This window comes from Streptosporangium lutulentum, from assembly GCF_030811455.1.
In the GTDB taxonomy this organism is placed as follows: Bacteria; Actinomycetota; Actinomycetes; order Streptosporangiales; family Streptosporangiaceae; genus Streptosporangium; species Streptosporangium lutulentum.
In genome coordinates this window covers 362846-384875 of the sequence record NZ_JAUSQU010000001.1, presented here as the reverse complement: position 1 = coordinate 384875, position 22030 = coordinate 362846, and the positions used below count along the sequence as shown (strand labels likewise).

The 22030-nt window shown below is 67.2% G+C and carries 24 protein-coding genes; 13 read left to right on the top strand and 11 right to left on the bottom strand.

Features of this window, described 5'->3' with window-relative positions; genetic code table 11:
* Window positions 1-20: 20 nt before the first annotated feature.
* The 4 genes from J2853_RS01625 to J2853_RS01610 form a co-directional block, all read right to left on the bottom strand.
* Complete coding sequence (locus J2853_RS01625) at window positions 21-1418, bottom strand: NAD(P)-dependent alcohol dehydrogenase (RefSeq protein WP_307554177.1); 1398 nt, start codon at window positions 1416-1418, stop codon at window positions 21-23.
* Between the two features lie 18 nt (window positions 1419-1436).
* Window positions 1437-2489, bottom strand: a complete 1053-nt coding sequence (locus J2853_RS01620) for a hypothetical protein (protein WP_307554175.1) — start codon at window positions 2487-2489, stop codon at window positions 1437-1439.
* Window positions 2490-2632: 143 nt separating this feature from the next.
* Entirely contained in the window at window positions 2633-4285 is a 1653-nt protein-coding gene (locus tag J2853_RS01615; RefSeq protein WP_307554174.1) for a purple acid phosphatase family protein, read from the bottom strand.
* Between the two features lie 118 nt (window positions 4286-4403).
* The gene (locus J2853_RS01610; RefSeq protein ID WP_307554171.1) at window positions 4404-5615 is read right to left on the bottom strand and encodes a HupE/UreJ family protein; all 1212 of its coding nucleotides are present in this window, start codon (window positions 5613-5615) and stop codon (window positions 4404-4406) included.
* A 174-nt stretch (window positions 5616-5789) separates the two neighbouring features.
* Between J2853_RS01610 and J2853_RS01605 the strand changes: the two genes are divergently transcribed.
* Complete coding sequence (locus tag J2853_RS01605; RefSeq protein WP_307554169.1) at window positions 5790-6464, top strand: type 1 periplasmic-binding domain-containing protein; 675 nt, start codon at window positions 5790-5792, stop codon at window positions 6462-6464.
* A 445-nt stretch (window positions 6465-6909) separates the two neighbouring features.
* On the opposite strand, the gene J2853_RS01600 is transcribed toward J2853_RS01605, so the two are convergent.
* Complete coding sequence (locus tag J2853_RS01600; RefSeq protein ID WP_307554167.1) at window positions 6910-7299, bottom strand: MerR family transcriptional regulator; 390 nt, start codon at window positions 7297-7299, stop codon at window positions 6910-6912.
* A gap of 84 nt (window positions 7300-7383) precedes the next feature.
* On the opposite strand from J2853_RS01600, the gene J2853_RS01595 reads away from it, so the two are divergent.
* From J2853_RS01595 to J2853_RS01580, 4 genes are all read left to right on the top strand, one after another.
* A complete protein-coding gene (locus tag J2853_RS01595; protein WP_307554165.1) occupies window positions 7384-8043 on the top strand; it encodes an SDR family NAD(P)-dependent oxidoreductase in 660 nt (219 codons plus the stop codon).
* Between the two features lie 8 nt (window positions 8044-8051).
* A complete protein-coding gene (locus J2853_RS01590) occupies window positions 8052-8411 on the top strand; it encodes a Cif family virulence factor (RefSeq protein WP_307554163.1) in 360 nt (119 codons plus the stop codon).
* Between the two features lie 238 nt (window positions 8412-8649).
* A complete protein-coding gene (locus J2853_RS01585; RefSeq protein ID WP_307554161.1) occupies window positions 8650-9372 on the top strand; it encodes a transposase in 723 nt (240 codons plus the stop codon).
* A 179-nt stretch (window positions 9373-9551) separates the two neighbouring features.
* Window positions 9552-10157, top strand: coding sequence for a cysteine hydrolase family protein (locus tag J2853_RS01580; protein WP_307554159.1), 606 nt, complete (start codon window positions 9552-9554; stop codon window positions 10155-10157).
* Window positions 10158-10301: 144 nt separating this feature from the next.
* On the opposite strand, the gene J2853_RS01575 is transcribed toward J2853_RS01580, so the two are convergent.
* Window positions 10302-10829, bottom strand: coding sequence for an EF-hand domain-containing protein (locus tag J2853_RS01575; RefSeq protein ID WP_307554157.1), 528 nt, complete (start codon window positions 10827-10829; stop codon window positions 10302-10304).
* A gap of 261 nt (window positions 10830-11090) precedes the next feature.
* Between J2853_RS01575 and J2853_RS01570 the strand changes: the two genes are divergently transcribed.
* The 6 genes from J2853_RS01570 (at window position 11091) to J2853_RS01545 (ending at window position 16505) form a co-directional block, all read left to right on the top strand.
* Window positions 11091-11369, top strand: coding sequence for a hypothetical protein (locus J2853_RS01570; protein ID WP_307554155.1), 279 nt, complete (start codon window positions 11091-11093; stop codon window positions 11367-11369).
* A gap of 362 nt (window positions 11370-11731) precedes the next feature.
* The gene (locus tag J2853_RS01565; protein WP_307554153.1) at window positions 11732-12535 is read left to right on the top strand and encodes a S1C family serine protease; all 804 of its coding nucleotides are present in this window, start codon (window positions 11732-11734) and stop codon (window positions 12533-12535) included.
* Between the two features lie 27 nt (window positions 12536-12562).
* A complete protein-coding gene (locus J2853_RS01560) occupies window positions 12563-13552 on the top strand; it encodes an AAA family ATPase (RefSeq protein ID WP_307554151.1) in 990 nt (329 codons plus the stop codon).
* A gap of 6 nt (window positions 13553-13558) precedes the next feature.
* On the top strand, window positions 13559-14443 hold the full coding sequence (locus J2853_RS01555; RefSeq protein ID WP_307554149.1) for a DUF58 domain-containing protein: 885 nt from the start codon (window positions 13559-13561) through the stop codon (window positions 14441-14443).
* Between the two features lie 52 nt (window positions 14444-14495).
* Window positions 14496-15446 carry a VWA domain-containing protein gene (locus tag J2853_RS01550; protein ID WP_307554147.1) on the top strand — a complete coding sequence of 317 codons (951 nt, stop codon included), beginning with the start codon at window positions 14496-14498 and terminating at the stop codon, window positions 15444-15446.
* Window positions 15447-16505: a VWA domain-containing protein gene (locus J2853_RS01545; protein ID WP_307554145.1), complete on the top strand. Its 1059-nt coding sequence runs from the start codon at window positions 15447-15449 to the stop codon at window positions 16503-16505.
* 606 nt (window positions 16506-17111) lie between these two features.
* Here J2853_RS01545 and J2853_RS01540 read toward each other — a convergent pair.
* Both J2853_RS01540 and J2853_RS01535 read right to left on the bottom strand, forming a co-directional pair.
* Window positions 17112-17441 carry a hypothetical protein gene (locus J2853_RS01540; protein ID WP_307554142.1) on the bottom strand — a complete coding sequence of 110 codons (330 nt, stop codon included), beginning with the start codon at window positions 17439-17441 and terminating at the stop codon, window positions 17112-17114.
* A 142-nt stretch (window positions 17442-17583) separates the two neighbouring features.
* Complete coding sequence (locus tag J2853_RS01535) at window positions 17584-17742, bottom strand: hypothetical protein (RefSeq protein ID WP_307554140.1); 159 nt, start codon at window positions 17740-17742, stop codon at window positions 17584-17586.
* A gap of 220 nt (window positions 17743-17962) precedes the next feature.
* Between J2853_RS01535 and J2853_RS01530 the strand changes: the two genes are divergently transcribed.
* Together J2853_RS01530 and J2853_RS01525 are read left to right on the top strand one after the other, a co-directional pair.
* Window positions 17963-18481, top strand: coding sequence for a tyrosine-type recombinase/integrase (locus J2853_RS01530; RefSeq protein WP_307568562.1), 519 nt, complete (start codon window positions 17963-17965; stop codon window positions 18479-18481).
* Between the two features lie 591 nt (window positions 18482-19072).
* Window positions 19073-19540 carry a hypothetical protein gene (locus tag J2853_RS01525; RefSeq protein WP_307554138.1) on the top strand — a complete coding sequence of 156 codons (468 nt, stop codon included), beginning with the start codon at window positions 19073-19075 and terminating at the stop codon, window positions 19538-19540.
* Window positions 19541-20020: 480 nt separating this feature from the next.
* Here J2853_RS01525 and J2853_RS01520 read toward each other — a convergent pair whose 3' ends face one another.
* The 3 genes from J2853_RS01520 to J2853_RS01510 form a co-directional block, all read right to left on the bottom strand.
* Window positions 20021-20803, bottom strand: a complete 783-nt coding sequence (locus J2853_RS01520; RefSeq protein WP_307554136.1) for a hypothetical protein — start codon at window positions 20801-20803, stop codon at window positions 20021-20023.
* A gap of 389 nt (window positions 20804-21192) precedes the next feature.
* The gene (locus tag J2853_RS01515) at window positions 21193-21630 is read right to left on the bottom strand and encodes an NUDIX hydrolase (RefSeq protein WP_307554134.1); all 438 of its coding nucleotides are present in this window, start codon (window positions 21628-21630) and stop codon (window positions 21193-21195) included.
* A 39-nt stretch (window positions 21631-21669) separates the two neighbouring features.
* On the bottom strand, window positions 21670-21906 hold the full coding sequence (locus J2853_RS01510) for a hypothetical protein (RefSeq protein WP_307554132.1): 237 nt from the start codon (window positions 21904-21906) through the stop codon (window positions 21670-21672).
* Window positions 21907-22030 lie beyond the last annotated feature (124 nt).

Genomic DNA, 22030 nt, shown 5'->3' with positions numbered 1-22030 from the left:
GCATCGCCGGCAGGGGCGAATCATTCATTCGAGCGCGGAGTACGGTTTCCCGCGCCGGCCGTTCGTCGAACGTACGGCGTCCGCGTCGCCCTCCGGTAAAAGGGTCCCTCACATGACGACCGGGGTGCGTTCCAAACGGTGATGACGACCTTTCCCCGGGCCTCTCCTCCGGCCAGATAGCGGATGGCTTCGGGAACCTCTTCCAGCGAATACGTTCTGTCGACGACCGGCGTGAGTCTCCCTGTTTCCAGAAACTCCCTCAGGACGGCCATCGAGTCTTTCCTGCTCGGCATCGACGAGCTCGGCGTCGACAGTTGACTCCGGAACGGGGAGAGCGCCATCAGTTTGAAGAAATGCGGCAGACTTCCCAGCCGACGGCCTCCCACATCACCGAAGCGGTCATGCCCGATGAGCACGTAGGCCCCCTCGGGCATAAGGGCACGCCGGCAATCAGCAAACGAGTGGTTCCCGGGAATGTCGAAGATCAGGTCGTATCGCTCGCCGTTCCGGGTGAAATCCTCCCGGGTGTAGTCGATGACGCGATCCGCGCCGAGCGAACGGACCAGGTCCAGTTTGGTGTGGTGGTCGACGCCGGTCACCTTCGCTCCGTACGCTTTGGCGAGCTGTACGGCGAAGGCTCCCACACCACCGGCGGCACCGTTGACCAGCACACTTCGGCCTGGCCCCGACCGCCCTTCCTGAAGGTTCCGCAGGGCGATGAGTCCGGAGGTGGGTACGGCCGCGGCTTGTTCGAAGGTGACGTTGCCGGGTTTCAACGCCAGGGCGTCCTGCGAAACGGACACGTACTCGGCGAAGGCACCGCCGTTTCTCCACTGGTTGCCCCAGAGGGCCTCGCCGAACACCTCGTCGCCCGCTTGGAATCGCGTCACGTTCTTGCCCACCGATTCCACACGACCGGCCATATCCGTTCCCGGAACGCGAATCTTCGGCCGGAGCAGCCCGGCCCCCATGAGTCGCGGGACATACGGCCTGCCGCTCACAACATGCCAGACATCAGGGTGAACGGAGGCCGCGTGAACGCGCACCAGCACCTCATCGTCCTTGACCGCCGGCCGGTCGATTTCCTGGATTTTCAGAACATCGGGCGAGCCGTACGCGTCTTGGACGACTGCCCTCATGATGTTCTCCTGCGCCGTCGCGGCTTTGCGGCAAGTCAGAACATCGTACTTCGCGAACTCGTCGATCGGCAGAACCGATTTCCCGGTCGACCGGGGATATCCGGCGACCGGAGCCGATTGATTCGGCATTCTTTCGACACCGCCGGTCGCGGTATGGCCACTCGTCAGATCCTCGCGTACTGCGGTGCGCGCCGAGCTTCGCGCAGATGCGCCGCAGGTGAGAAGCAAGGATCGGGGCGCGGAGGAGCCACCGGGTTCGAGATGCCTGGCGCCGGCCACGTGTGGACGGCAGGAGCCTCACCCCTCGTGCGGGATCCGCGCCGCCTGGACGGGAGCGTCCTCGTGGAGCCCGGCCCGACGGCGGCGGCGCCGGAGCACCAGACCCGCGACGACGAGCCCGCAGAGGACGACGAGGAGAAGCAGCAGTGTCCAGGGGATGGTCCAGGAACCCGTCGTGGTCTCGGCGGCGGCGAGCGGGGCGACCGAGCCCGACGCGTCGGTGAGCAGCGGGATGAGGGCGACCGTCCCCGTCAGCCTCAGCACGGGAGCCACTCCGTGCACCGGCACGGAGACCTTCCAGGTGTCGCCCGGCAGCAGCTGGGGCGAGTCGTCGATCTGCCCCGTACGAACGTCAGAGCTCCCGAAGGGGCCGGACAGGGACACCGCCTGCCGAGCGGTGAGGATGGCGTTGCCCGTGTTGTGGATCGTGTACGTGACGGTGGCGTCGCCCTTCCCGAACGGATTGGGCGTGCCCGAGTAGCGCAGGCGCAGGTCCTCTACCGACAGCTTCGGCGTGAGCTCTCCACCCACGCGCAGACGGATACGGATGCCGAGACGCTGTTCCGCATCGGTCCCGTCCGCTTCGCCGGCCTGCGCCGGCGAGGTGACGACGCCCCCCATGTATTCGCCGGGCGCGGCGTCGTCCGGAAGAGTGACCGTGAACGGCACCTCGACCGACGCGCCGGGCTGGACCGTCACGTCGGGTCGGTCCGTGTGGACCCACGCACCCACCCCTGTCGACGTCGCGCCCTTGGTGACCAGGTCGAGCCGGCCCCCCTCGGCGGTGAACCCGTCGGCGGCGTACGCGGCCAGGTGCAGTGGTGTGGTGCCGTGGTTGACGACCACGAGACCGTCCTTGAGCTGCCCGCCCGGGTCGAGGGTGTAGCTGTAGTTCTGCCGGTCGGAACCGAAGTCGTTGGAGGCCGTCGTGACCGTCCAGGAGACGTCGCCGTCCGCCGCCGCGGGTCCTGCCCCCACTCCGAGGAGGCCGAGCACGGCGAGCAGCACCACGGCGGCGGCCTGGGCGAGGGCTCCGGCTGCTGTGGTCGTACGCGATCTGGGCAGGCGCATCTGGTGATCCTCGGGCGGTCTGGAAGTGGCGGGATGGAAGACGTGCGGTGGGGTGGGCACCCGACGGTGCCCACCCCACCAGGTGGAGCGGCCGGATCGCTCAGCGCGGTGAGCGTGAGGTCTCCGGCATCACCCTCGATCGTTTACTGAAGCCAGTGGCCGTCGTCGCCGTGGCCGTTGCCGTGGTCGTCGCCGTGGTCGTCGCCGTGGTCGTGGTCGTTGCCGTTGCCGTGACCGTTGCCGTGGTCGTTGTCGTCGCCGTGACCGTTGCCGTGGTCGTCGCCGTGGTCGTCGCCGTGGTCGTTGTCGTCGCGGCCGTAGGGGTGGATCACGACCTTGTCGACGGTGGAACCGACCGGCTGAGCGGCACTGGCGCCGCTGTTCGGGCCGCACCAGTCCTCCTGGCCCAGCTCCACCGCGGCGTTGGGGGCGGCGCAGGTACCGCTGCGAAGGTTCTCGACGACGAGCTTGTCGTCACGCACCTGGACCTTCACGTAGGTACGGACGTGCTCCTGGTTCTCGACCGAGTTGGCCCAGTGGCTCTTGGGGTTCAGCGGGTCAGGACCGTAGTTCGGGTCCTTGGTCGTGTCCGGAGCGGTGATGTTGTAGTACTTCGAGCCCGACGCGGAGTTCGCCGTCACGTAGATGACGCCACCCGGACCCTGCGCCACCTCGGCGGCACCCGGCTTCTCGTTCTTGTTCGACTTCTGACCGTTCTTGATCACGTAGCTGCGGGAGTAGCTGTGGTCGTGACCCTGCAGGACGAGGTCGACACCGAGGTTCGAGAAGGCGGTCGGGAAGTCCTGACGACGCTGCTGGTTGTCGCTGTCGTTCGCGTGACTGGCCGGCGAGTAGATCGAGTGGTGGTAGACGAGCACCGTGTACTTGGCGTCGGCGCCGTGCTTCTTGACGACGTCGGTGACGTAGCTGATGTGCGCCGCGTCGGAGCCGGCGGCGTAGGCGTTGCTGTTCAGGTCGATGAACAGGACGCCCTTGTAGGTGTAGTAGTAGTCACCGCCCGACCGGGTGGCCGCGTCGCCGTTGTAGTACGGCGTGGAACGGTCGGTGTTCGGAGTCCAGAAGTGCTGCTCGTACGCCTTGCCGCCGACGTCGTGGTTACCGATGGTGGCGGCCCACGGGTACTGGCGCAGCTTGTTGGGTGCGAGGAACGCGTCCCACTGCGTCTCGTTGTTGGCGCTCTCGATCTGGTCGCCGCCCGAGACCAGCAGCTCGGCCTTCGGGTTGGCGGCGAGGGAGACGTTCACGGTGTCCATCCATCCGGCGCCGTCCTTGGCCACATCGCCGGACGAGCCGATCTGCGGGTCACCGTAGAACAGGAAGTCGAAGTCGCCCTTGAACTCCTGGGTCTTGAAGGAGTACGTCGGGGACCAGTTGCCCGCGACACCGACCCGGTAGGAGTACGCGGTGTTCTTCTTCAGGCCGTCGATCGTGGCGTGACCGTTGTAACCGCCGTTGACGCTGTTCGCGGCGACCGTGGCCGGGAAGGTGACGGCGTGCTTGGGGAACTGTCCGCGGACGAGCTTGGAAGTCGGTACGACCTCGACCACCTGTGCGGTGCCGACCGAGGAGTACCAGGACACGACGCGCTGCGACTCGTTGGCGCCCACGCCGAGGATGATGCCGGTGAGCGGCGCGCTCGCGCTGACGTCAGCGCGAGCCGCGGCCGTCAGGCCGGTGCTGAGCACCGCGGTGAGGCCCATGACCGCCGCGGTGGCGCCCACAGCCAGCCGACGTCGAGCAAGCTGGGAGCCCTGTGCTCGATTGTCGAACTTCATTAGGTTTCCGTCCGTTTCAGGGGGATAAGGAGCTTTGTCACAGTTCCGAAAGTCGATGTCCTGGAGGTGAACGTGAGATAGGCGATCTATTGCGCCTACCGGAAGTTGTGATGCGATCTCAGACCCCGAGAACGCGCTGCACGAACCACACCAGGCCCATCACGGCCACACCCGCTGCGATCGCCCCGGTCGTCCACAGCCCCGCGACCGGCCGACGGTGACGCAGCAGGGCGAGCAACGGGAAGACGAGAATGATGATCGTCAACTGAACGGCCTCGATGCCCACGTTGAAGACGAGCAGCGACCACAGAAGCGTCCACGACAGGGCCTGGTCGATGCCCAGTGCCGCGGCGAAGCCGAGTCCGTGCACGAGGCCGAAGCAGAAGACGACCGCGAGTCGCGTCCAGCCCGCGCGGTCCAGGCCGAGACGACCGTGACCGGTCTCTTCGAGATCTGTGGCGTGCGACCGGCGTCGCCAGATCCGCCACAGATGCCAGCCCGCGACGACCGCGATCGAGAGGGCGATGACGGGCTCGACGAACGACGCGGGCACCTCCACGAGGCCGAGGGCGGCAAGGATGAAGGTCACCGAGTGGGCCAGCGTGAAGGTCGTCGCCGCCAGCACGATCTCGCGCAGGCGGCGTGACCCCGCGATGAGCGCCAGCAGGAACAGGATGTGGTCGATCCCGGTGAGCAGGTGCTCGGCTCCGAGCCGGAAGAACTCCCAGAACCGCTCGGCCCATGACTGTTGCGTGGAGAACGACCGGTGCTGCGCGTCGAGCGCGGCGCTTCCGGACTTCAGGTCGAGGTCGTAGGTGACCACCGCCTTGCTGTCGCGCACATAGCCCTCGGAGTCCGGGAACAGCGCGCCGCGCACCTCGTGCGCTCCGGTGGACTCCGGGCACCGGTAGTCGAGCACCAGCAGCGCGTACGGGACGCCCTCGCGTTGCTCCATCGTGAAGTCGCCGTCCTGGACCGGGGCGCACGCCTTGCCCCCGGTCGTGACGCCGAAGCGCTTGGTCACGTACGCGACGACCGAGTCGGCGTGGGCGTCGAGCGCGGCGGCCTGCTTCGCCGCGTCGCCGGCCTCGAACGCCGCGGTGCCCTCCTGGAAGAGCGGATCGTCCTTCTCGGAGTCGGCGGCGGAGACGACGAGCAGGTCGTACTCCAGCTCGAGTTCGGTATGGACATGCCCGGCTTCCGGCGACGTAAGATCGACGTACACGGTCGACGTGAATCCGTGAGCAAAAGCGGGTACGGCACTGAGCAGGACGGCCACGGCTGCGGCGGCGACGACAGCACAGGCGCGACGCCGAGCGGCGTGGAACATGTGACTCCTCTTCGGTTGGCGAACGCAATCTGGTCGACTCAGATGAACGAACGGCGTCTCGCGCATAAACCGGTGACGAACCGAACACGGCGGAGACCGCCCACCGCATCGAAGAGTGCAGGTGATGGGGTAGGAAGTAGGCGCACCTCCCGTCACCCCCGAAGGACTATCTCTATGCGCTCTCGCCTTCTGCCCGCCGGCACGCTGGCCGCGGCAGTCGCGACCGCCGTACTGGTCAGTGGATGCAGCTCCGGCGACGACTGGTCCCGGCCGCACGCGAAACCCACCGCCGTCGGCGCTCTCGGCTCGGGGTTCTTCGACCCCGCCGCCCCGCCCGCCCCTGAGGCGACGATCGCGCCGCGACCCGGCTCCTGGGACGGGGTCCATCCGTCGGAGGGCTACCGCGTGGTGCTGCTCACCGCGGGGAAGGATTCCCAGACCAGGACGCTGGCGAGCGCCGTGACGGAGTGGGCCGAGGAGGAGCACGTCAGCCTCAAGACCGTCACGGCCACGAAGCCGGATGAGTTCATTCCGCGCATCAGCGGCGCGATCGGCCTGAAGCCCGACCTCATCATCAGCGCCGGCAACGACCTCATCGACCCCCTGGCAATGATCACTCCCAACCACCTCGACCAGCAGTTCCTCGTGGTCGGCGCCGAGCTCGCCGAGCCCACGGAGAACGTCACCGCCACCGACTGGGTCGGGGCGTCGTTCCGCGGCGAGGGGCTCGGCATGTCCTCGACGTACGATCCCGCCACCTTCACCCCCGAGCGCGCCGGGCGCGCCGTCCGGGCCGGTGTCGCGGCCGTGGTCAACGGCCTGACCGGCATCGTGATCTCACTCGACTAGACGACAAGTTCCGAAGTAGCGGCGACGCTGATGGTCGGCTGTGCAGGGCCGCTTGCGGCCCGCCCGTGGAGCGGATGCTTCGGTGGTGCGCCTGAAGCCCACCTCGGCCGACGGTGGTGGCCGCTGCCCGCAAAGGCAGCAGCTGAACTTGTCGGTCGACGAGCTGAGACAGCAACGCAGGCAGACAAGCGGTAACGATGACGGCGGCTGGGCATCTTAAGATGCCCAGGCCACACCAGGGGCCGTTCTTGAGACGGCCTGAAGGAAGTGACGGGATCCCGTCTGATCATCTTGATCGGACGGGATTTCGCGTTTTCCGAGATCGGGGAGCCGTTGGAGGGCCGGTTCCGGCTCGCGTAGTGGCAGCGATGGAGGGCGCCGGTGGTGTCGGGGCGTGTGAGAGTGTGCGACCACGAAGTTCGGCTGCGCCGGAGTCAGTGCTCGATCACGGAACGGGCTCGCGTGGCCCATCTGCCGCCTGTTGTAGCGCCGCATCGAGGATCGCGTCCAGCATCCCCTGGGAGCTCTGGAGTTGAACGATCGTCTCGATGATGCGGACGCGTTCGCGCCGCAGGTCATCGATGAAGGTCGGGCAGCCGGAAGGAACCATCAGTTCGTCATCGTCGTGAACGCAGTGCAGGACCCGGGCGATGACCGCGGTGGGAAGCCCGGCGGCGAGCATGGCGCGGATGTGGCGCACCGTCGCGATGTCCGCCTCTGTGTACTCACGGTAGCCGTTGACCAGCCGGACCGGCCTGAGCAGGCCCTGCTCTTCGTAGTAGCGCAACAGTCGCCTGTGCACCCCGGTCTCGTGAGCCAGGTCGCCGATCCGCATTCGGCTCCTTTCGCTTGACCTTCACATGGATGTGACGCCTTACCGTCCCAAGTATCGCTGATCACGAAAAATGAGGAGATATCGATGCCGAGTGCAGTGATTATTGGTGCAGGTCCGGGGATCGGACAGGCCGTGGCTCGCCGGCTCGCCGGGGAGGGGCTGCCGATCACGCTGATCGCCCGAAGTGAGCGCACGCTGCGTGCCGTGGCCGAGGCGGTTGCTCCCCATGGTGTTCCGGTTGTCATGGTGGAGGCCGACAGCACCGACCAGGCCACGTTGAACGCCGCACTCGACAAGGCTGTCAGCGAGCACGGCGTGCCGGACGTCGTCGTGTACAACGCCGCGATCATCCAGGCCGACGCGCCGGGCGAGCTGTCGGTACGCGCTCACATGGAGGCATGGGCGGTGAACGTGGTCGGCGCGCTCAATGCCGCCGCCCACGTCGCGCCCGCGATGGCGGCACGCGGCAACGGAACGTTCCTCATCACGGGCGGTATGCCCGAGCCCAAGCCGCAATACGTGAGCCTCTCGCTGGGCAAGGCGGGCGTCCGAACCCTGGTCACCCTGCTCGACCAGGAGTACGGGCCTTCCGGGGTGCATGTGGCGAGCGTCACCGTGGCCGGCCCGGTCGCCCCCGGCACCGACTTCGACCCGGATGACATCGCCGAGCACTATTGGCGGCTGCACACACAACCACGACACCAGTGGGAGCGGGAAGCTCTACACGCCGGTAGCTCGCGATGACCGGCTCCGTGGCCACAGATGTTCTCACCGGGGTGCTCCACCGCTGGCAGCGGGCTTTCAACGAACACCACCCGGCCGAGATCGTCTCGCTGTTCAGCCAGGACGCGCTTTTCCAGGGCATCAGTCCACGGCTGCGACGCGGCCCGCGGGAAATCTTCGACTACTACGACAGGGTCACCCGCGGTACGACGGCACAAGCCAAGGTGCTGTCCGCCGCCCCGTTGAGCCAGGTGGTCGTGCATGGATTCGCGGAGGTGACCTTCACCGCGCCCGCCGGTGACATCCACCTGATCTGCCTGTCCATCGTGGCCAAACAGGCAGAGGGCGCCTGGCTCATTCACCAATATCACGCCGCCACACGCAACTGACTCGGGGTCATCATCTTCAGGCCCTGCTCCGCCGAAGACGCGGCTCGAGGCCACGACCATCACATGCTTCGCCTCAACTGTTCGCGTGCAGAGGTTCGGCAGTCATCCGCGAAACGATCTTCCGAGCCGTTCCATTCGCCTATTCACATCCACTCGTGAACACCCCAGCCCCTGACCGGGTGCTTCGGAAGTCGCGAAACCGGCCACCGAACAAAACGAGGGTGTCGAAGATCAGTTTGTGACGACCGACCTGGACACCCTCGTGACCGCACTCTACGTGAAGATCGACGACAAGATCGGAGGAACACGACGCCCCGGCCGCCCACCCCTGCTCAGCGACTCCGAACTCATCTGCCTCGCGGTGGCCCAAGCCCTGCTCGGACACCACTCCGAGGCCCGCTGGCTGCGCTTCGCCCACGCACATCTGTCCGGCATGTTCCCTTATCTGCCCGAACGCCCCGGCTACGGCTACCGCGCTTCGCACTCGCGCTTCTTTTGGGGCCTGCGCCTGTACCTGGTCTGCACCCCGGCCGGAATGCCCATCATGTGGGCACTGGCCAACCCGAAGATCGGCGAACGCGAGGTGCTGGCCGCGATGCTGGAGATCGACGCCAAGCTGGTCGCCGACCGCGACGGCGTCCTGCTGATCTCGGACAAGGGCTTCGCGTCCAAACCCTTCGAGGAGACCCTCGCCAAGCAGGGTATCGAGCTGCTGCGCCCCTCGCGCAAGCGGGAAAAGCAGCGGCACGGTGAGCCGATGCTCAAGAAGGTTCGCCAGCTCATCGAGTCGGTCAACGACACCCTCAAAGGCCAACTCGACCTGGAACACCACGGCGGGCGGACCTTCGAGGGCGTCGCCGTCCGCGTCGCCCAGCGCATCCTGGCGATGGCCGCGGCGATCTGGCACAACAACAAGACCGACGCACCGATCACCCGGTCACTGATCGCCTACGATCACTGACCCCCTTCGGAACTTGTCGTCTAGATCGCGAGCCGGCGGAGGCCGTGCGCCCGGCCGCGTCATCGACCTCCATGGCGTGAGCCGGCGTCTCCCGTCAGCCGGTCCGGCGGAGCGTGGTTCTCCCGGCGGGGCGGAATTTTCAGCATGAAACGCGGAGGAAATACGGCAGGATCGTGACCATGACCTACGATCCGCGGACCGCCGCCGTTCTCGCTCTGCACTGGCAGGTAAACGTCATCAAGCCCGAGGGATTCTTCGGCGCGATGCTCGGCGAGCCGGTCGCGCGCAGCGGCGTCGTGGAGCGTGCCGTACGGTTCCACCGATCCATGCGCGCCGTAGGGGTGCCGGTGGTCTTCACCCGGTTCACCGTGCCCGCGGGAGAGGGTGCCCTGGTCCGCAACACGGGCTTCATGAACGCGGTCGGCGATGCGCAGGAGGCCTTCCGCCCGGACGCTCCGGGAACGCAGTTGATCCCGGAGATGCGGCCTCCGGCCGAGGCCGACCAGGTCGTCGACAACCAGAAGTTGTCCGGCCTGGCCGGGAACCACCTCCCCCGGTGGCTGACCGAGCACGGGATCGACACGCTGCTGGTGACCGGGGTCGCCACCAACCTCACCGTCGAGCAGACCGCCAGGCACGGCACCGACCTCGGCTTCACCGTCCACACGGTCAGCGACTGCGTCACGGCCGCGACCGATGAGGCTCACCACATGTCGCTGGCCAACCTGGATCTGGCGACGGCCGGCTGCCTGACGTCGGAGCACGTGCTCAGACTGTTCTCCTGAGCCGGGCGTGATGCCGGCCCGGTGCCGGGACCGGCCGTATGCCGCTGGATCCGGCCAGGCGACCGGCCTCTGCCGAGCCGGTCGCTCGATCGCCCCCGGTCGATGCGGACGTGACCGGGGGCGAGGCGGCGACGCCGGACCGGGCTATTGCGCCGGCGCGCCGAAGACGTAGGTCCCGGGAGCGTTCGGGTCGTCGCCTGCCCAGAACTCCGTCCAGTGGGTGCGGAACTCGTCGCGGGTGAGGTGGCCGTCACCGTCCAGGTCCAGGCGAGGGAAGATCGTGTCGGTCTCCGTGGGCGTCCCGTTCCACGTCTCGATGAGCGCGCCGTATTCCGAACGGGAGATGAGGCCGTCCCCGTTGAGGTCGATGGCCTCGAACATCGCGTCGGCGGTACCGGAGACCGCGTCCGTCATGCCGCCGAGACCGTCCACGACGAGGAGCACCTCGTCGAGGGTGAGGGCCTTGTCTCCGTCAGAGTCGGAGGCGGCCCGGAGCACCGGCCACCAACCGGTCATGACGGAGGCCAGTCGCTCCGGATCGACGGATCCGGCGACAGCCGTCCAGCGGTGGGCGAGTGCCTGGAAGTCGGCCTCGGTCAGCCGGCCGTCCCCGTCCGTATCCATCGTGCGGAAAACTCCGAGGATCTTTCTGCGCTGAAACTCACTGGCCACATCAGCCTCCGTTCTTCGGAAGGCTCCATGTTTTCGGGAGATCACCGTCGGTGACCATATCGATTGAGTGACTAATCCATTACGTACCGTAGAAAGTGCGCCTGCGGGCCCACCAGTGCGGGATGGGAAACGAGCCTGACTCGGGGCCACGATCGTTCGGTGGCAGGCGCCCAGGGCGCCGGGTGGTCGGCGCGCCCAGGATCGGCCGCCATCGGAGAGCGATGTCGCGACGAAGGCCCAGAGCCTTCGCATCACTGCGACATGTCTCATTTCATCGACAGCTACGCCATCGGCGGACTCGCCACGATCTACCTGCTCTACAACGGCAGCACCAACTGTGTGGTGACGTGGAAGAGCAGCAAGTACCAGGGCATCTACAGCACCACGGGGGCCTCCATCCAGAAGCAGGGTGGCGAAAGGATCCATGACACCGACTTCTGCATGTCCTACGCCGGCACCTGTGTCTCATGGGGAGGCGTCGCCTCGAACGGCGCCGGCAGCGGCGACAGCCGGCAGTCAGGCTGGACCCACTGCGGCTGACCATGAAGCCGGGTTGTCATTTCAACCTCGGGTGGCTCGGCCCCGGGTCCACCGGGGCGCGAGTATCCCTCGCCGACGACGTCAACATCTTGAGAGATCCGGCAGAGCCGCCTCATGGATGCGGCGCCGGCGCAGACAGACGCGGTCGCCGCGGAAGGAACAGGCATGGTCGGCCACCGCGACCGGTCGGGTGCGCGGGCGCCTGACGGACAGGCAGATCTTGACGCGAGCCAGGACCGGGCGAAACCGCGGGCCGCCGTCCTCGTCTCCGTGCTCCGCGCATGGGGCTGCGGGGCCGGTTCTTATGGAGTTCCCAGGCGGAGTTTGTAGCACTTTCAACTGAGATCAATGAATATAGGGCAATGGAGCGCGTGCCGCAGGAGGCCGATGCGGCCGAGGCTCAGGAAGCCGTGGCCGGGAAGGCCCGGTGGTTTGTCGCCGGGGGTGGCGCACTTGTCGTCGTGGCGCTGCTTGCGTACTGGCTGGGAAGCAGCGGTGGGAACGGCGAAGCGGCCGCGCCCAGGCCGAGCGCGACGCCGACGCCCAGTGCGACGCTCACGGTGCCCGACGTCTTCAAGAGGGTCGGGCCGTCGGTGGTGGTCATCCAGGCCGGGAAGTCGCTCGGAACCGGGGTGATCGCGGCCGAGGACGGGACGATTCTGACGGCGCACCACGTCGTCAAAGGCACTTCGGATAAAGATGCCGAGGACGTCACCGTGACGTTCGCCGACGGCACCAAGACGAAGGCCGTTGTCGCGTCGTCGAATCCCAAGCTCGATGTCGCGACCCTCAAGCCCGCGAAGCTGCCGGAGATCGTCATCCCGGCGACGCTCGGCGGCGCAGCGACCGTGGGCGTGCCTGTCGTGGCGATAGGCAATCCGCTGGGCCTGACCTACAGCGTCTCCACCGGCGTCGTGTCGGGCCTGAACCGGACCACCAAAGACGGCGGCCTGAACGGCCTCATCCAGTTCGACGCCTCCGTGAATCCGGGCAGCTCCGGCGGTCCCCTCCTGGACGCTCGCGGCCTGGTCATCGGGATCGTCGTCTCGATCGCCGACCCGGGAGGCGACGAGGCGTTCGCCGGCATCGCGTTCGCGGTGCCGATCGGCGCTGCCCTGGGCGGCGGCGAAGGCGACGGGCCGCCGGGCGACGGGCCCCAGATCTGACCGAAGCGTCACGAGAAGGAAGACCATATGACCTCGACCAATTCCTCCGAGTCGGCCCATCCGCTCGAACATGTGCTGTTCGAGGTCAAACGCACGATCGTCGGGCAGGACGTCCTGCTGGAGCGCATGGCCGTCGCGTTGATCGCCGACGGCCACCTGCTCGTCGAGGGCGTGCCGGGCCTGGCCAAGACGCTCGCGGTGAGGTCGCTGGCCGCCGCGATCGCCGGAAGTTTCCAGCGCGTCCAGTTCACCCCCGACCTGGTGCCGGCCGACCTCGTGGGCACGCGGGTCTACCACCAGCACTCCGGGGAGTTCAAAACCGAGCTCGGCCCGGTGTTCGCGAACCTGCTGCTGGCCGACGAGATCAACCGCGCCCCCGCCAAGGTGCAGAGCGCCCTGCTGGAAGTGATGCAGGAGCATCAGGTGACGATCGGCCGTGAGACGTTCCGGGTGCCCGAGCCGTTCCTGGTCATGGCGACGGAGAACCCGATCGAGTCGGAGGGCACCTACCCGCTGCCCGAAGCGCAGGTCGACCGTTTCATGATGAAGGTGATCGTCGACTATCCGACGCAGGCCGAAGAGCAGGCGATCGTCGTACGAGCGCTGCGTCCGCCCGAGCCGCCGCGGCCGATGGTGACGGCCGAGGACCTGATCGCGATGCGGGCCCGCGCTCAGCAGGTGTACGTCGATCCGGCGATCGTCGACTACGCGGTACGGCTGGTCTCCGTGACGCGTTCCCCCGCGACGGCCGGGCTCGGCGAGCTGGAACGGTATGTCACCTACGGGGCGAGCCCGCGGGCGTCCATCGCGCTCGTCACGGGCGCCCGGGCGCTGGCGTTCCTGCGCGGCCGCAACTACGTCCTGCCGTACGACCTGTCCGAGCTCGCGCTCGACGTGCTGCGCCACCGCGTCGTGCTGTCCTACGAGGCCCTCGCGGACGACGTCGACGCCGACACGATCATCACCAGGGTGCTCGGGGCTGTCCGGGCGCCCGACGTCGTCCTGCAGAATCGCTGAGCTGCCATGGCCACCGCCCCCGAGAGGCTCCTGCTCCGCCTGGAGTGGAAGGTCGTCCGCAGGCTCGACGGCCGGCTCCAGGGCGCCCACCGCACCGCGCACCGCGGCTCCGGGATCGACTTCACCGGGTTACGCGCCTACGGCGACGGCGACGACGCCCGGCACATCGACTGGAACGTGACCGCACGGCTGGACGAGCCGCACTTGCGAGTGTTCACCGAGGACCGCGAGCTGACGGTGTGGCTCGTCCTCGACCGGTCGGCGTCGATGGCGGCCGGCCGGCCGGGTCGCGGCAAGCACGACGTACTCGCCGAGCTCGCGCTCGTCCTCGCTCGGCTGTTCGGCCGGGGCGGCAACCGCGTCGGCGCCCTGCTGTTCGACACCGGGACGCTGCGCGTCGTGCCGCCCGGGACCTCCCGGCGGCACGCGCTGCGGATCGGTGCCGAGCTGGAACGCACCTCCAAGGCGCGCGGCGGCTCCACCACCGACCTGGCGGAGATGCTCGACGCGGCCGGACGGCTCGCGCGCCGCCGCGCGCTCGTCGTCGTGCTGTCGGACTTCATCGGCGACGGCGACTGGGAACGCTCGCTCCAGCGCCTGGCCCGGCAGCATGAGGTGGTCGCCTTGCGGATCGTGGACACGGCCGACGACGTGCTGCCCGAAGCCGGGCTGATCGTGGTCGAGGACGCCGAGACCGGCGAGCAGCTTGTCGTCGACTCCGCCGACCCGCTGTTGCGGGTCCGCTTCCGCGCCGCCGTCGACGCCCGCGACACCCGGCTCGAGGCGGGTATGCGCCGGGCCGGGGTGCCCGTCCACCGCATCGACACCGACCGCGATCTGGCCGAGGCGCTCGTCGAGGTCGTCGCCCGAACCGGGGATCGGTCGCCATGACCACGTTCGTCGAGGTCGTCAACAGACACATGAGGCCGGCGAAGGAGGCCTCATGACCCTGTCCTCCTCGCTGCTGCTGGTCGTCGGGCTGCTCGTCACGGCGGCGCTCGCCTGGGCGGCCGTCGTCTCGGCGCGCCGCCGGACGACCGCCCTCACCGCGGCCGGGGTCGCCGTGCCGGGCGGCCGCCGGGCGTACCTCGGAATCGGCCTGACGATCGCCGGCGTCGGGGTACTCGCGATCGCCACCGCCGGACCGGCGGCCATGGTGCCGGTCCCGCGGGCCGCGGGCACCGTCATCCTCGCCATCGACGTCTCCAACAGCATGGGTGCCGACGACGTCGCGCCCACCCGGCTGGCGGCCGCGCAACGGGCGGCCCGCGGGTTCGTGGCGGCACAGCCCGACAGCGTCGACATCGGAGTCGTCGCGTTCGAGCGGGGTGCGCTCACCACCGCACGGCCCGACGCCGACCACTCCATCGCGCTCAAGGCCATCGATCGGCTGAAGATCACCGGCGGCACCTCTCTGGGGACGGCCATCACGGGCTCCCTGTCGGCGATCACCGGCAAGCAGGTGGTCTTCGGCCGCGACGGCGCCGCGCCCGACATCGGCTACTGGCCGTCGGCGACGATCGTGATGTTCTCCGACGGCCAGAACCAGGGAGCGGACGTCGAACGGGCCGCCACCGTCGCCCAGGGGGCGGGCGTCCACATCCACACCGTCGGGGTCGGCACCACGGCCGGCGCGACGGTGAAGGTCGACGGCTACCATCTGCAGACCTCGCTCGAGGAGGACACCCTTACCTTGATCGCGCAGACCACCGGCGGCGCCTACCACCCCGCCTCCGACACCGCGCGGCTCGACGGGATCGCCGACACGATCGACCTGCGGCTCACCGTCTCCGACGAGCCGCTGCCCCTCGCCGGCGGGCTGATCGGGCTCGCCCTCGCGCTGCTCACCGCGGGCGCGGCGCTCACCGTGCTCCGGTCTGGACGGGTGATCTGAATGTCCTTCTCATGGCCGTGGGCACTGCTGTCCATCCTGGTCATCCCGCTGATCTTCGCAATCCGCGAGTGGGCGCGGCGCCGCCGCCGGCGGGCCGCCGTGCGCGTCACCTCGATCGCACTCGTACGCAGCGCCCTGCCCGGCCGTACGCGCTGGACGCGGAAGATCCCCCCGGCACTGTTCATGGCCGGAGTCGCGCTGCTCGCGGTCGGGGCCGCGCGACCGCAGGCGTCGGTCCCGGTGCCGCAGACGTCGACGACGATCCTGCTCGCGCTCGACACCTCCGGCTCCATGTGCTCCACGGACGTCGACCCCAACCGCATCACCGCCGCGAAGAAAGCCGCCACCGAGTTCATCGAGTCGCAGCGGGGCGGGCCGCGCATCGGCCTGGTCACCTTCGCGGGCACCGCGGGTCTGCTCGTCCCACCCACCGACGACACCGACTCGCTGATCGAGGCGCTGGACAACCTCACCGTGTCCCGCGGCACCGCGATCGGGCAGGCCGTGCTCACCTCGATCGACGCGATCGCGGAGGTCGACCCGTCGGTCGCCTCCACCGGGGCGAAGCCCGGCGACGGCGGGTCAGGCTACGCCGGTGCCGCGATCGTCGTGCTCACCGACGGCGCCAACACCCAGGGCGTCGACCCGAAGCTCGCCGCCCAGGAGGCGGCCCTGCGCCGCGTCCGTGTCTTCCCCATCGGTTTCGGCACCACGAACCCGGCCCCGATGGTCTGCGACAACTCACAGTTCGACGGCCGCGGCTTCGGCGGCTGGGGTGGCGGATTCGGCGGCCGCGGCGGATTCGACAGGGGCCGCAACCCCCGCACCATCGACGAGCCCGCACTCAAACAGATAGCCCAGACCACCGGCGGCTCCTACCACCGCGCTGAGAACGCCGACCAGCTCCAAAGCGCCCTCGACGCCCTCCCCGGCAGCTTCGCCGTCGTCCACCAACGGGTCGACACAGCAGCCGCCTTCGCCGCCGGCGGTGGCATCCTCGTCACCGCGGCCCTGTCTCTCTCCCTGTGGTGGAATCGCCCCCGGACCTCGGCCCGCTGACGGACCTGTGGCCGCGACGCCCCAGCGGTCCCCGCCGGTTCGCGGCCGTTATGGCGGACGAGCCGGTCTATGGACCGGGTTTTGTCACCTGCGGGTTTGTGACCTGTGACTACTCCGCCGACACCCGCTCTGACCTGGCGTTTCGCTGGTCATCATTAGTGACCGTTGGTCGCCCCTGGCTGCTGCCGTCCGGAACAGAGACGGAACAGCGGAATCACGCACTCTTGCCGCCAGGGGGTGGCAACGGAGAGTGCCACGCTCCTGCCACGGAGGGGTGCCACGACATGTGGCACCCCTTCTGACCTGTAACAACCCCCTCAGACGTGACACCCCAGCCCCTTCGCGAGGTGCCACGCCCCTGCCCTGCTCGCCGGGTGGGGCGTCACGTCGGGCAGGACGTGAACCGGGGTGCCGCAGGCCTCGGTCACGACGTCCTTCGCCGCCCTCCCCGCCTTCCACGGTCCTCTACCCACCAATCTGGCTGCCGAGGACGTTGGCTTTGAGGCCGCCGATGCCGATGAGGCCACCTACTCCGACGCCGTGGCCGAACCCGCTGCCGCCACTGACGTCGCTGCCGTTGATGAAGCCCCCGCCGAACCTGTCGCCTTAGCAGCAGATGCCACCTCCATAGATGCCACCGCCGTAGATGCCACCGCCGTAGATGCCACCACCGTAGATGCCACCTCCATAGATACCACCGCCGCAGAAGCCACCACCGTAGATGCCACCGCCGTAGATGCCACCGCCGTAGATGCCGCCTCCATAGATGCCGCCTCCATAGATGCCGCCGCCGTAGAACCCGCCGCCGAACCCGCCGAACCCGCCGACGGGATAGGACGAGATCGTTGCTGCTTGGGCTGGGCCGGCGGCCAGTGCGGGCGCGGCCAGGATGGCGCCGCAGGCGATAAGGCCGGCGGCGATCGTAGTGCGGTTCATCGCGGTTCTCTCCTTTGAGCAGGGGCGCCCCGCCTACTGCGGATCACCCTCTCCGTCACTGCACGCTCCATATGACTACTTGGAGTAACCAATTTCAAGCTTGGGCAGTACTCGGACGTGTCTCTCTGATCTGGGGTGCCGCTTACTTGGCCGGCCGGTTCTCCCGCTCGGCGACGACCATCCCCGGCCCTGCACCGTCACCGCTGACCCGCACCGACACGAAGTCGTTCGTGGCCGCCATATCCGCAGTCCTGAAACCGAGCACGGTCGCCACGGTGTACGTGGTGCTGCGCTCGCTCATGCAGTCAGCGGTGGACGACGGCGTGGTTCCGGCGCACCCGTGTTCCCGGGTACCGCTCCCCCGGGTGGAGCCCCGAGTAATGGAGCCGCCGGCGGCAGCCCAGGTCATCGCTCTCGCGGAGGCAATCACGCCTCGCTACAGGCCGGCGGTCTAGCTCGGCGCCGGTCCGGGCCTTCAGGAAGGTGAAGCGCTCGGCCCAGTCGTACCGCGCGTCTACTTTCTGCGCCGGAAGGTCCACATCCAAAAGCAGGTCCAGAAGGGCGAGTTCGTCGAGCCGAAGACCATGTCGTCGAAACGCAACCTGCCTGCGGACGACATGGTGCTGACCGAGATCACCGCGCACATGCAGAAATGGGAGCCGGAGCCGCATCAGCTCATCACCACCAACCGGAGCGGTCGGCCCGTGCAGCGGTCGTCATTCTGGACGTGCTGGAGCGAGGCGGTGGATGCGGCAGGGCTCCCGAAGGGCACCCGCTTTCATGATCTCCGGCACTTCTACGCGTCGAGTCTGATCAAGACGAATCCGAACCCGAAGGTGATCCAGTCGCGGCTTGGCCACGCGACGATCGCCGAGACGATGGACACGTACGGGCACCCGTTCCCCGACGATGAGGACCTCGGACGCGGGGCCATCGAGAGCGTGATCAAACCTGCCATCCGGAACACAACCGGAACAGAGGCCAATCACGGGAGCCAAGCCCCAGGTCAGCGACTTAAGGGCGGACGAGTCGGCCTGTAGGCCGGGTGCAAATTCCGCCTGCCCGTGACCTGCGGCGGAACCAGGGACATCGCTTCTGAGCTGCCAGAACGCTGCCGTCAATTGACGGTGCTCGCCCCTGTCTTCCGACGCCATGTGCCCCCGATGTGCCCTCTACGCTTCCGAGTCATACTCAAGGACCGTCACCACGCCAGCGGCTTACATGACACGAACGCCCTCCTCAGACGGATAAGCGTGGCCCGCGCCGAAGCCTCCGGATTCCCAAACCGATCAGCCACACCCGCACGGCCGTAACAGAAGCCGTCAACAACATCCCCATGCTGAAACGTGCGATATGTCGACGTAAGGTCTCGGGCTGCTCCGGCATGAGGTAGTGCTTGCCAATGTACGGGGACGCACGGCCCTGTTGCCGTGCTTCGCTGCTGGGCAGCTGAGCATCGCAACCCTCCCACCATCTGAGTACGGGAACGGATAGCTCGTGGAGCCCTCGTCCTCCACTCTCAAGGCATGGAGACGAATGTATCGAAGGCAGCGGGCCTCAACCCGTTGCGTCCGCATCACACAGGGATGGCCGCCATCGCAGGCGCGGTCGCCGGAGCCGTAATCGGGCCCATGACGTCAGCGATCTTTGGCCTGGGGATCGGCGGACTGGCCATCATCGGCGCCCCCTTCGGCGCCGTCGCCGGTGTCCTGGTCGGCATCGCCGCGCGAGATCTGCTCACGCAGGGCACGCCTCGCTCCGAACATGCAGAGCATCGGGCGTCCTGGGCGACCACCGTGGCGGCGGTCTTCCTGATAGGCGGCGCGGTGTTGTCAGTGGTCCTTTGGGACGTGGCTCGCCGCGAAGCCATGGGGATGGACGGGATCCTCGTCATGGTCTTACTCCCACCGATCGCGACCCTCATCGTCAGCCTGACAGCGCTCGCCGTGGGCGTCCTGCGTCGGCGGGCCACCGCCCGCTGGGCCGCGGTCGTCGTGTCGGTTTGCGCTTGCGCCGCCTTCTTCTCGCAACTGCTGGCCGAACTGTCCCTCCTGGTACGAGGCCCAGGCTGGGCAGCCCGCACCCAGACCCCCGAGTAGAGGATGTCCGTCCTTCAGGCGGTGTTCTTCGTGGCAATCCCCATCGTGGTCACGGCTCTCCTGCTGTCCTCAGCGGCACGCCGCGACTTCAAGTAACCGAACGGGGGTCACAACCCATGCCCCGAGTCGTCCAACTATGTCCGAACATCCGGGTAGACAGCTTGTGGGCTCAAAACTGTCAATGTGAGGTCTCAGGACATCCTTGACGCTTTGGTCTCAGGACATGGTTGACGTCAGCTCGGCTGGGTGTTCACGCCACGAACGTAGAGCCGGGTGATAGGCGTGAGGTCCTTACGCGGCCTGACGGCGATCTCTTCCTCACCGTGCAGGATCCGGAAATGGGTGTCTTAAATGACAACGGTGACGAGCTTGCCGGCGTGACGCGACCCGAGCTTGATGGCTCCCAGAATGCTGGTGGATCACTTGCTTGCAAGCCAGTCCGGTCGTGGGCCGCAAAAGGACGCGAGCTGGGCGGTGGGCTCAGTCGTCTTCGGCCACAAGGTTCTTGGACGGGGCCACGATGTGGACAGGCGTTCCCCAGCCCTTGTAAAGGACGTTCATCCTCACGATGTCCACTTCCCGCTCTGGGCCGTAGGAATCAGAGACGATCTCGGTCTGGAAGCGCCTGGGCAGATTGTCCGGGCCCAACCAGAGCTTCCACTTGATGCGACCTCCTACCGATCTCCCATCTCTCGGGCCGTAGTAGATCCCGGCCTGGCGCGAGCCGAGGCTACCGACCTTCACCGAACCGTCATACCGGATGGTAGGGACACCGTCGTACCGATCCCTGGCGGATGTCTTCTCCGCTCCGGAGGAGATCAGCTGCAAGAATTTCGGATTTAGCGCGTCTACCAGGTTTTGAGACCAAAGGAAGCCGTCCGCGTCCCGCCAGTGGAGCCACTTCTTGCCTTCAGGAATCTTGGTCCAGGTGCCTTGGGTGTAGCTGTCGCGACCGACGTTGATCATTCGGAAGTTCGTAGGCATGTCACCCGTGGTGAAGGTGTCCGTGACGTCGCTGGCGTACACGCCCACCTTGGCCGCGAAACGGTGTTTGCCGTGGGCGACCGTCAAGGCGACGACGTCCGAGCCGAAGCCGTCGTGGGTCTTCTGGGAGAAGAGCACACTGCTTTTTTCTGCGAACTCACTCTTCAGCGCGGATATCGCCTGTGTCAGTGAGCCGCGACTCTGGGCGTGCGCCGTGCCTGGTAGCGACGGCGTGAGCAGGAGAGCCAGGACACCTAGCAGTATGGATGATCTTCTCATGAGATCATCTTTGGCCATCGCTGATCTCGGCCTTGTCACCGGGGGGTTGCGATCCTGACGCCCGGCTGGGTTTTTCGCTGTCGCATGAATCGCTTCCGGCCCTCGTTCCGAGGAATCTGAATCTGAACAGTGATTCGGACCCCGAATAGACGGTAAACCCAAACCGCATTAGCAGCTCTGATCTTGCCTGTCCCGATTGGTCCCACCTGGACCAACAGGCGCGGCTGGTCCGTCTGGAACGACATGACGCGGCGCTGAATTGCAACGAGAACTGCAACTAGGAACGGATGACGACCTACGTAGGCGCGCACGCTCCGCCCGCTTGCTCAAAGCCCCACAGGCGGCGGTGATGAACGCACCTCGGCGAATATCCCGGAGCCGGCCTCCGTCTACTCGTCGAAAAGGCGTGAGAGCAGAGCGCCTTGGCCAGATTGCAGAACGTGTCCGTGTTCGAGGGGGATCCAGAAGCATTCAAAGCGAATGGACCGCTCGGTCCCGTCATGGTCTTCATGGCTTGTCCAGCGCCGGGGGGTGTCCTGATGAAGAGCGAACTGGAAGACGTGACGGCGCTGGATCTCAGGACGATAGGGGGTGATGTCGTAGTCGACCACCCCGAGCTTGCGGACAATGGTGAACCCGGTGAGGCCGGTCTCTTCCCGGGCCTCGCGTAGGGCGGCGCTCGCGGGATCCTCTCCCGGCTCGATCGTGCCCGCAGGTATTTGTATGCCGACTTCTTCGGAGCCGTAGTCCAGGTGGCGGAAGACGAGGAGTCGCCCGTCTCGGACGATGTAGCAGAGGGCTTTATCGCGGACGGTCTTGTCAGGCATCGAGTCTCCTCCTGCACGTGGAAGAACGGAGGCGTGATCTTAACAACGGGTCAGATTGCTGCCGCCCTCCGGACCGCATGCCTCCACCGGTACCCACGCGAGGGTCACGCCTTTCTGTTGCTCCCCCTTGCGGTAGATCTCGCGGGCGTCGCGTCCTTGCGCCCATCGCCGGGCATACGGGGCGGACTCGACCACGATGCCGTCACGCACGACCAGTCCAACGGTGGCGCGGTGCGTGGACCACCAGATGAGGCCGTTCTTAAGATCGTCATTCACGACCGGACTGTAGCGGGGGCGTACGACAACCCGCGGTAGATTCAGACCGTTTGAGGTTTCCTTGCGCCCACGAGCCATTCACTCCCGCCCCATAGTTCTCAGAGCATGCCTGGATGTGATTTCA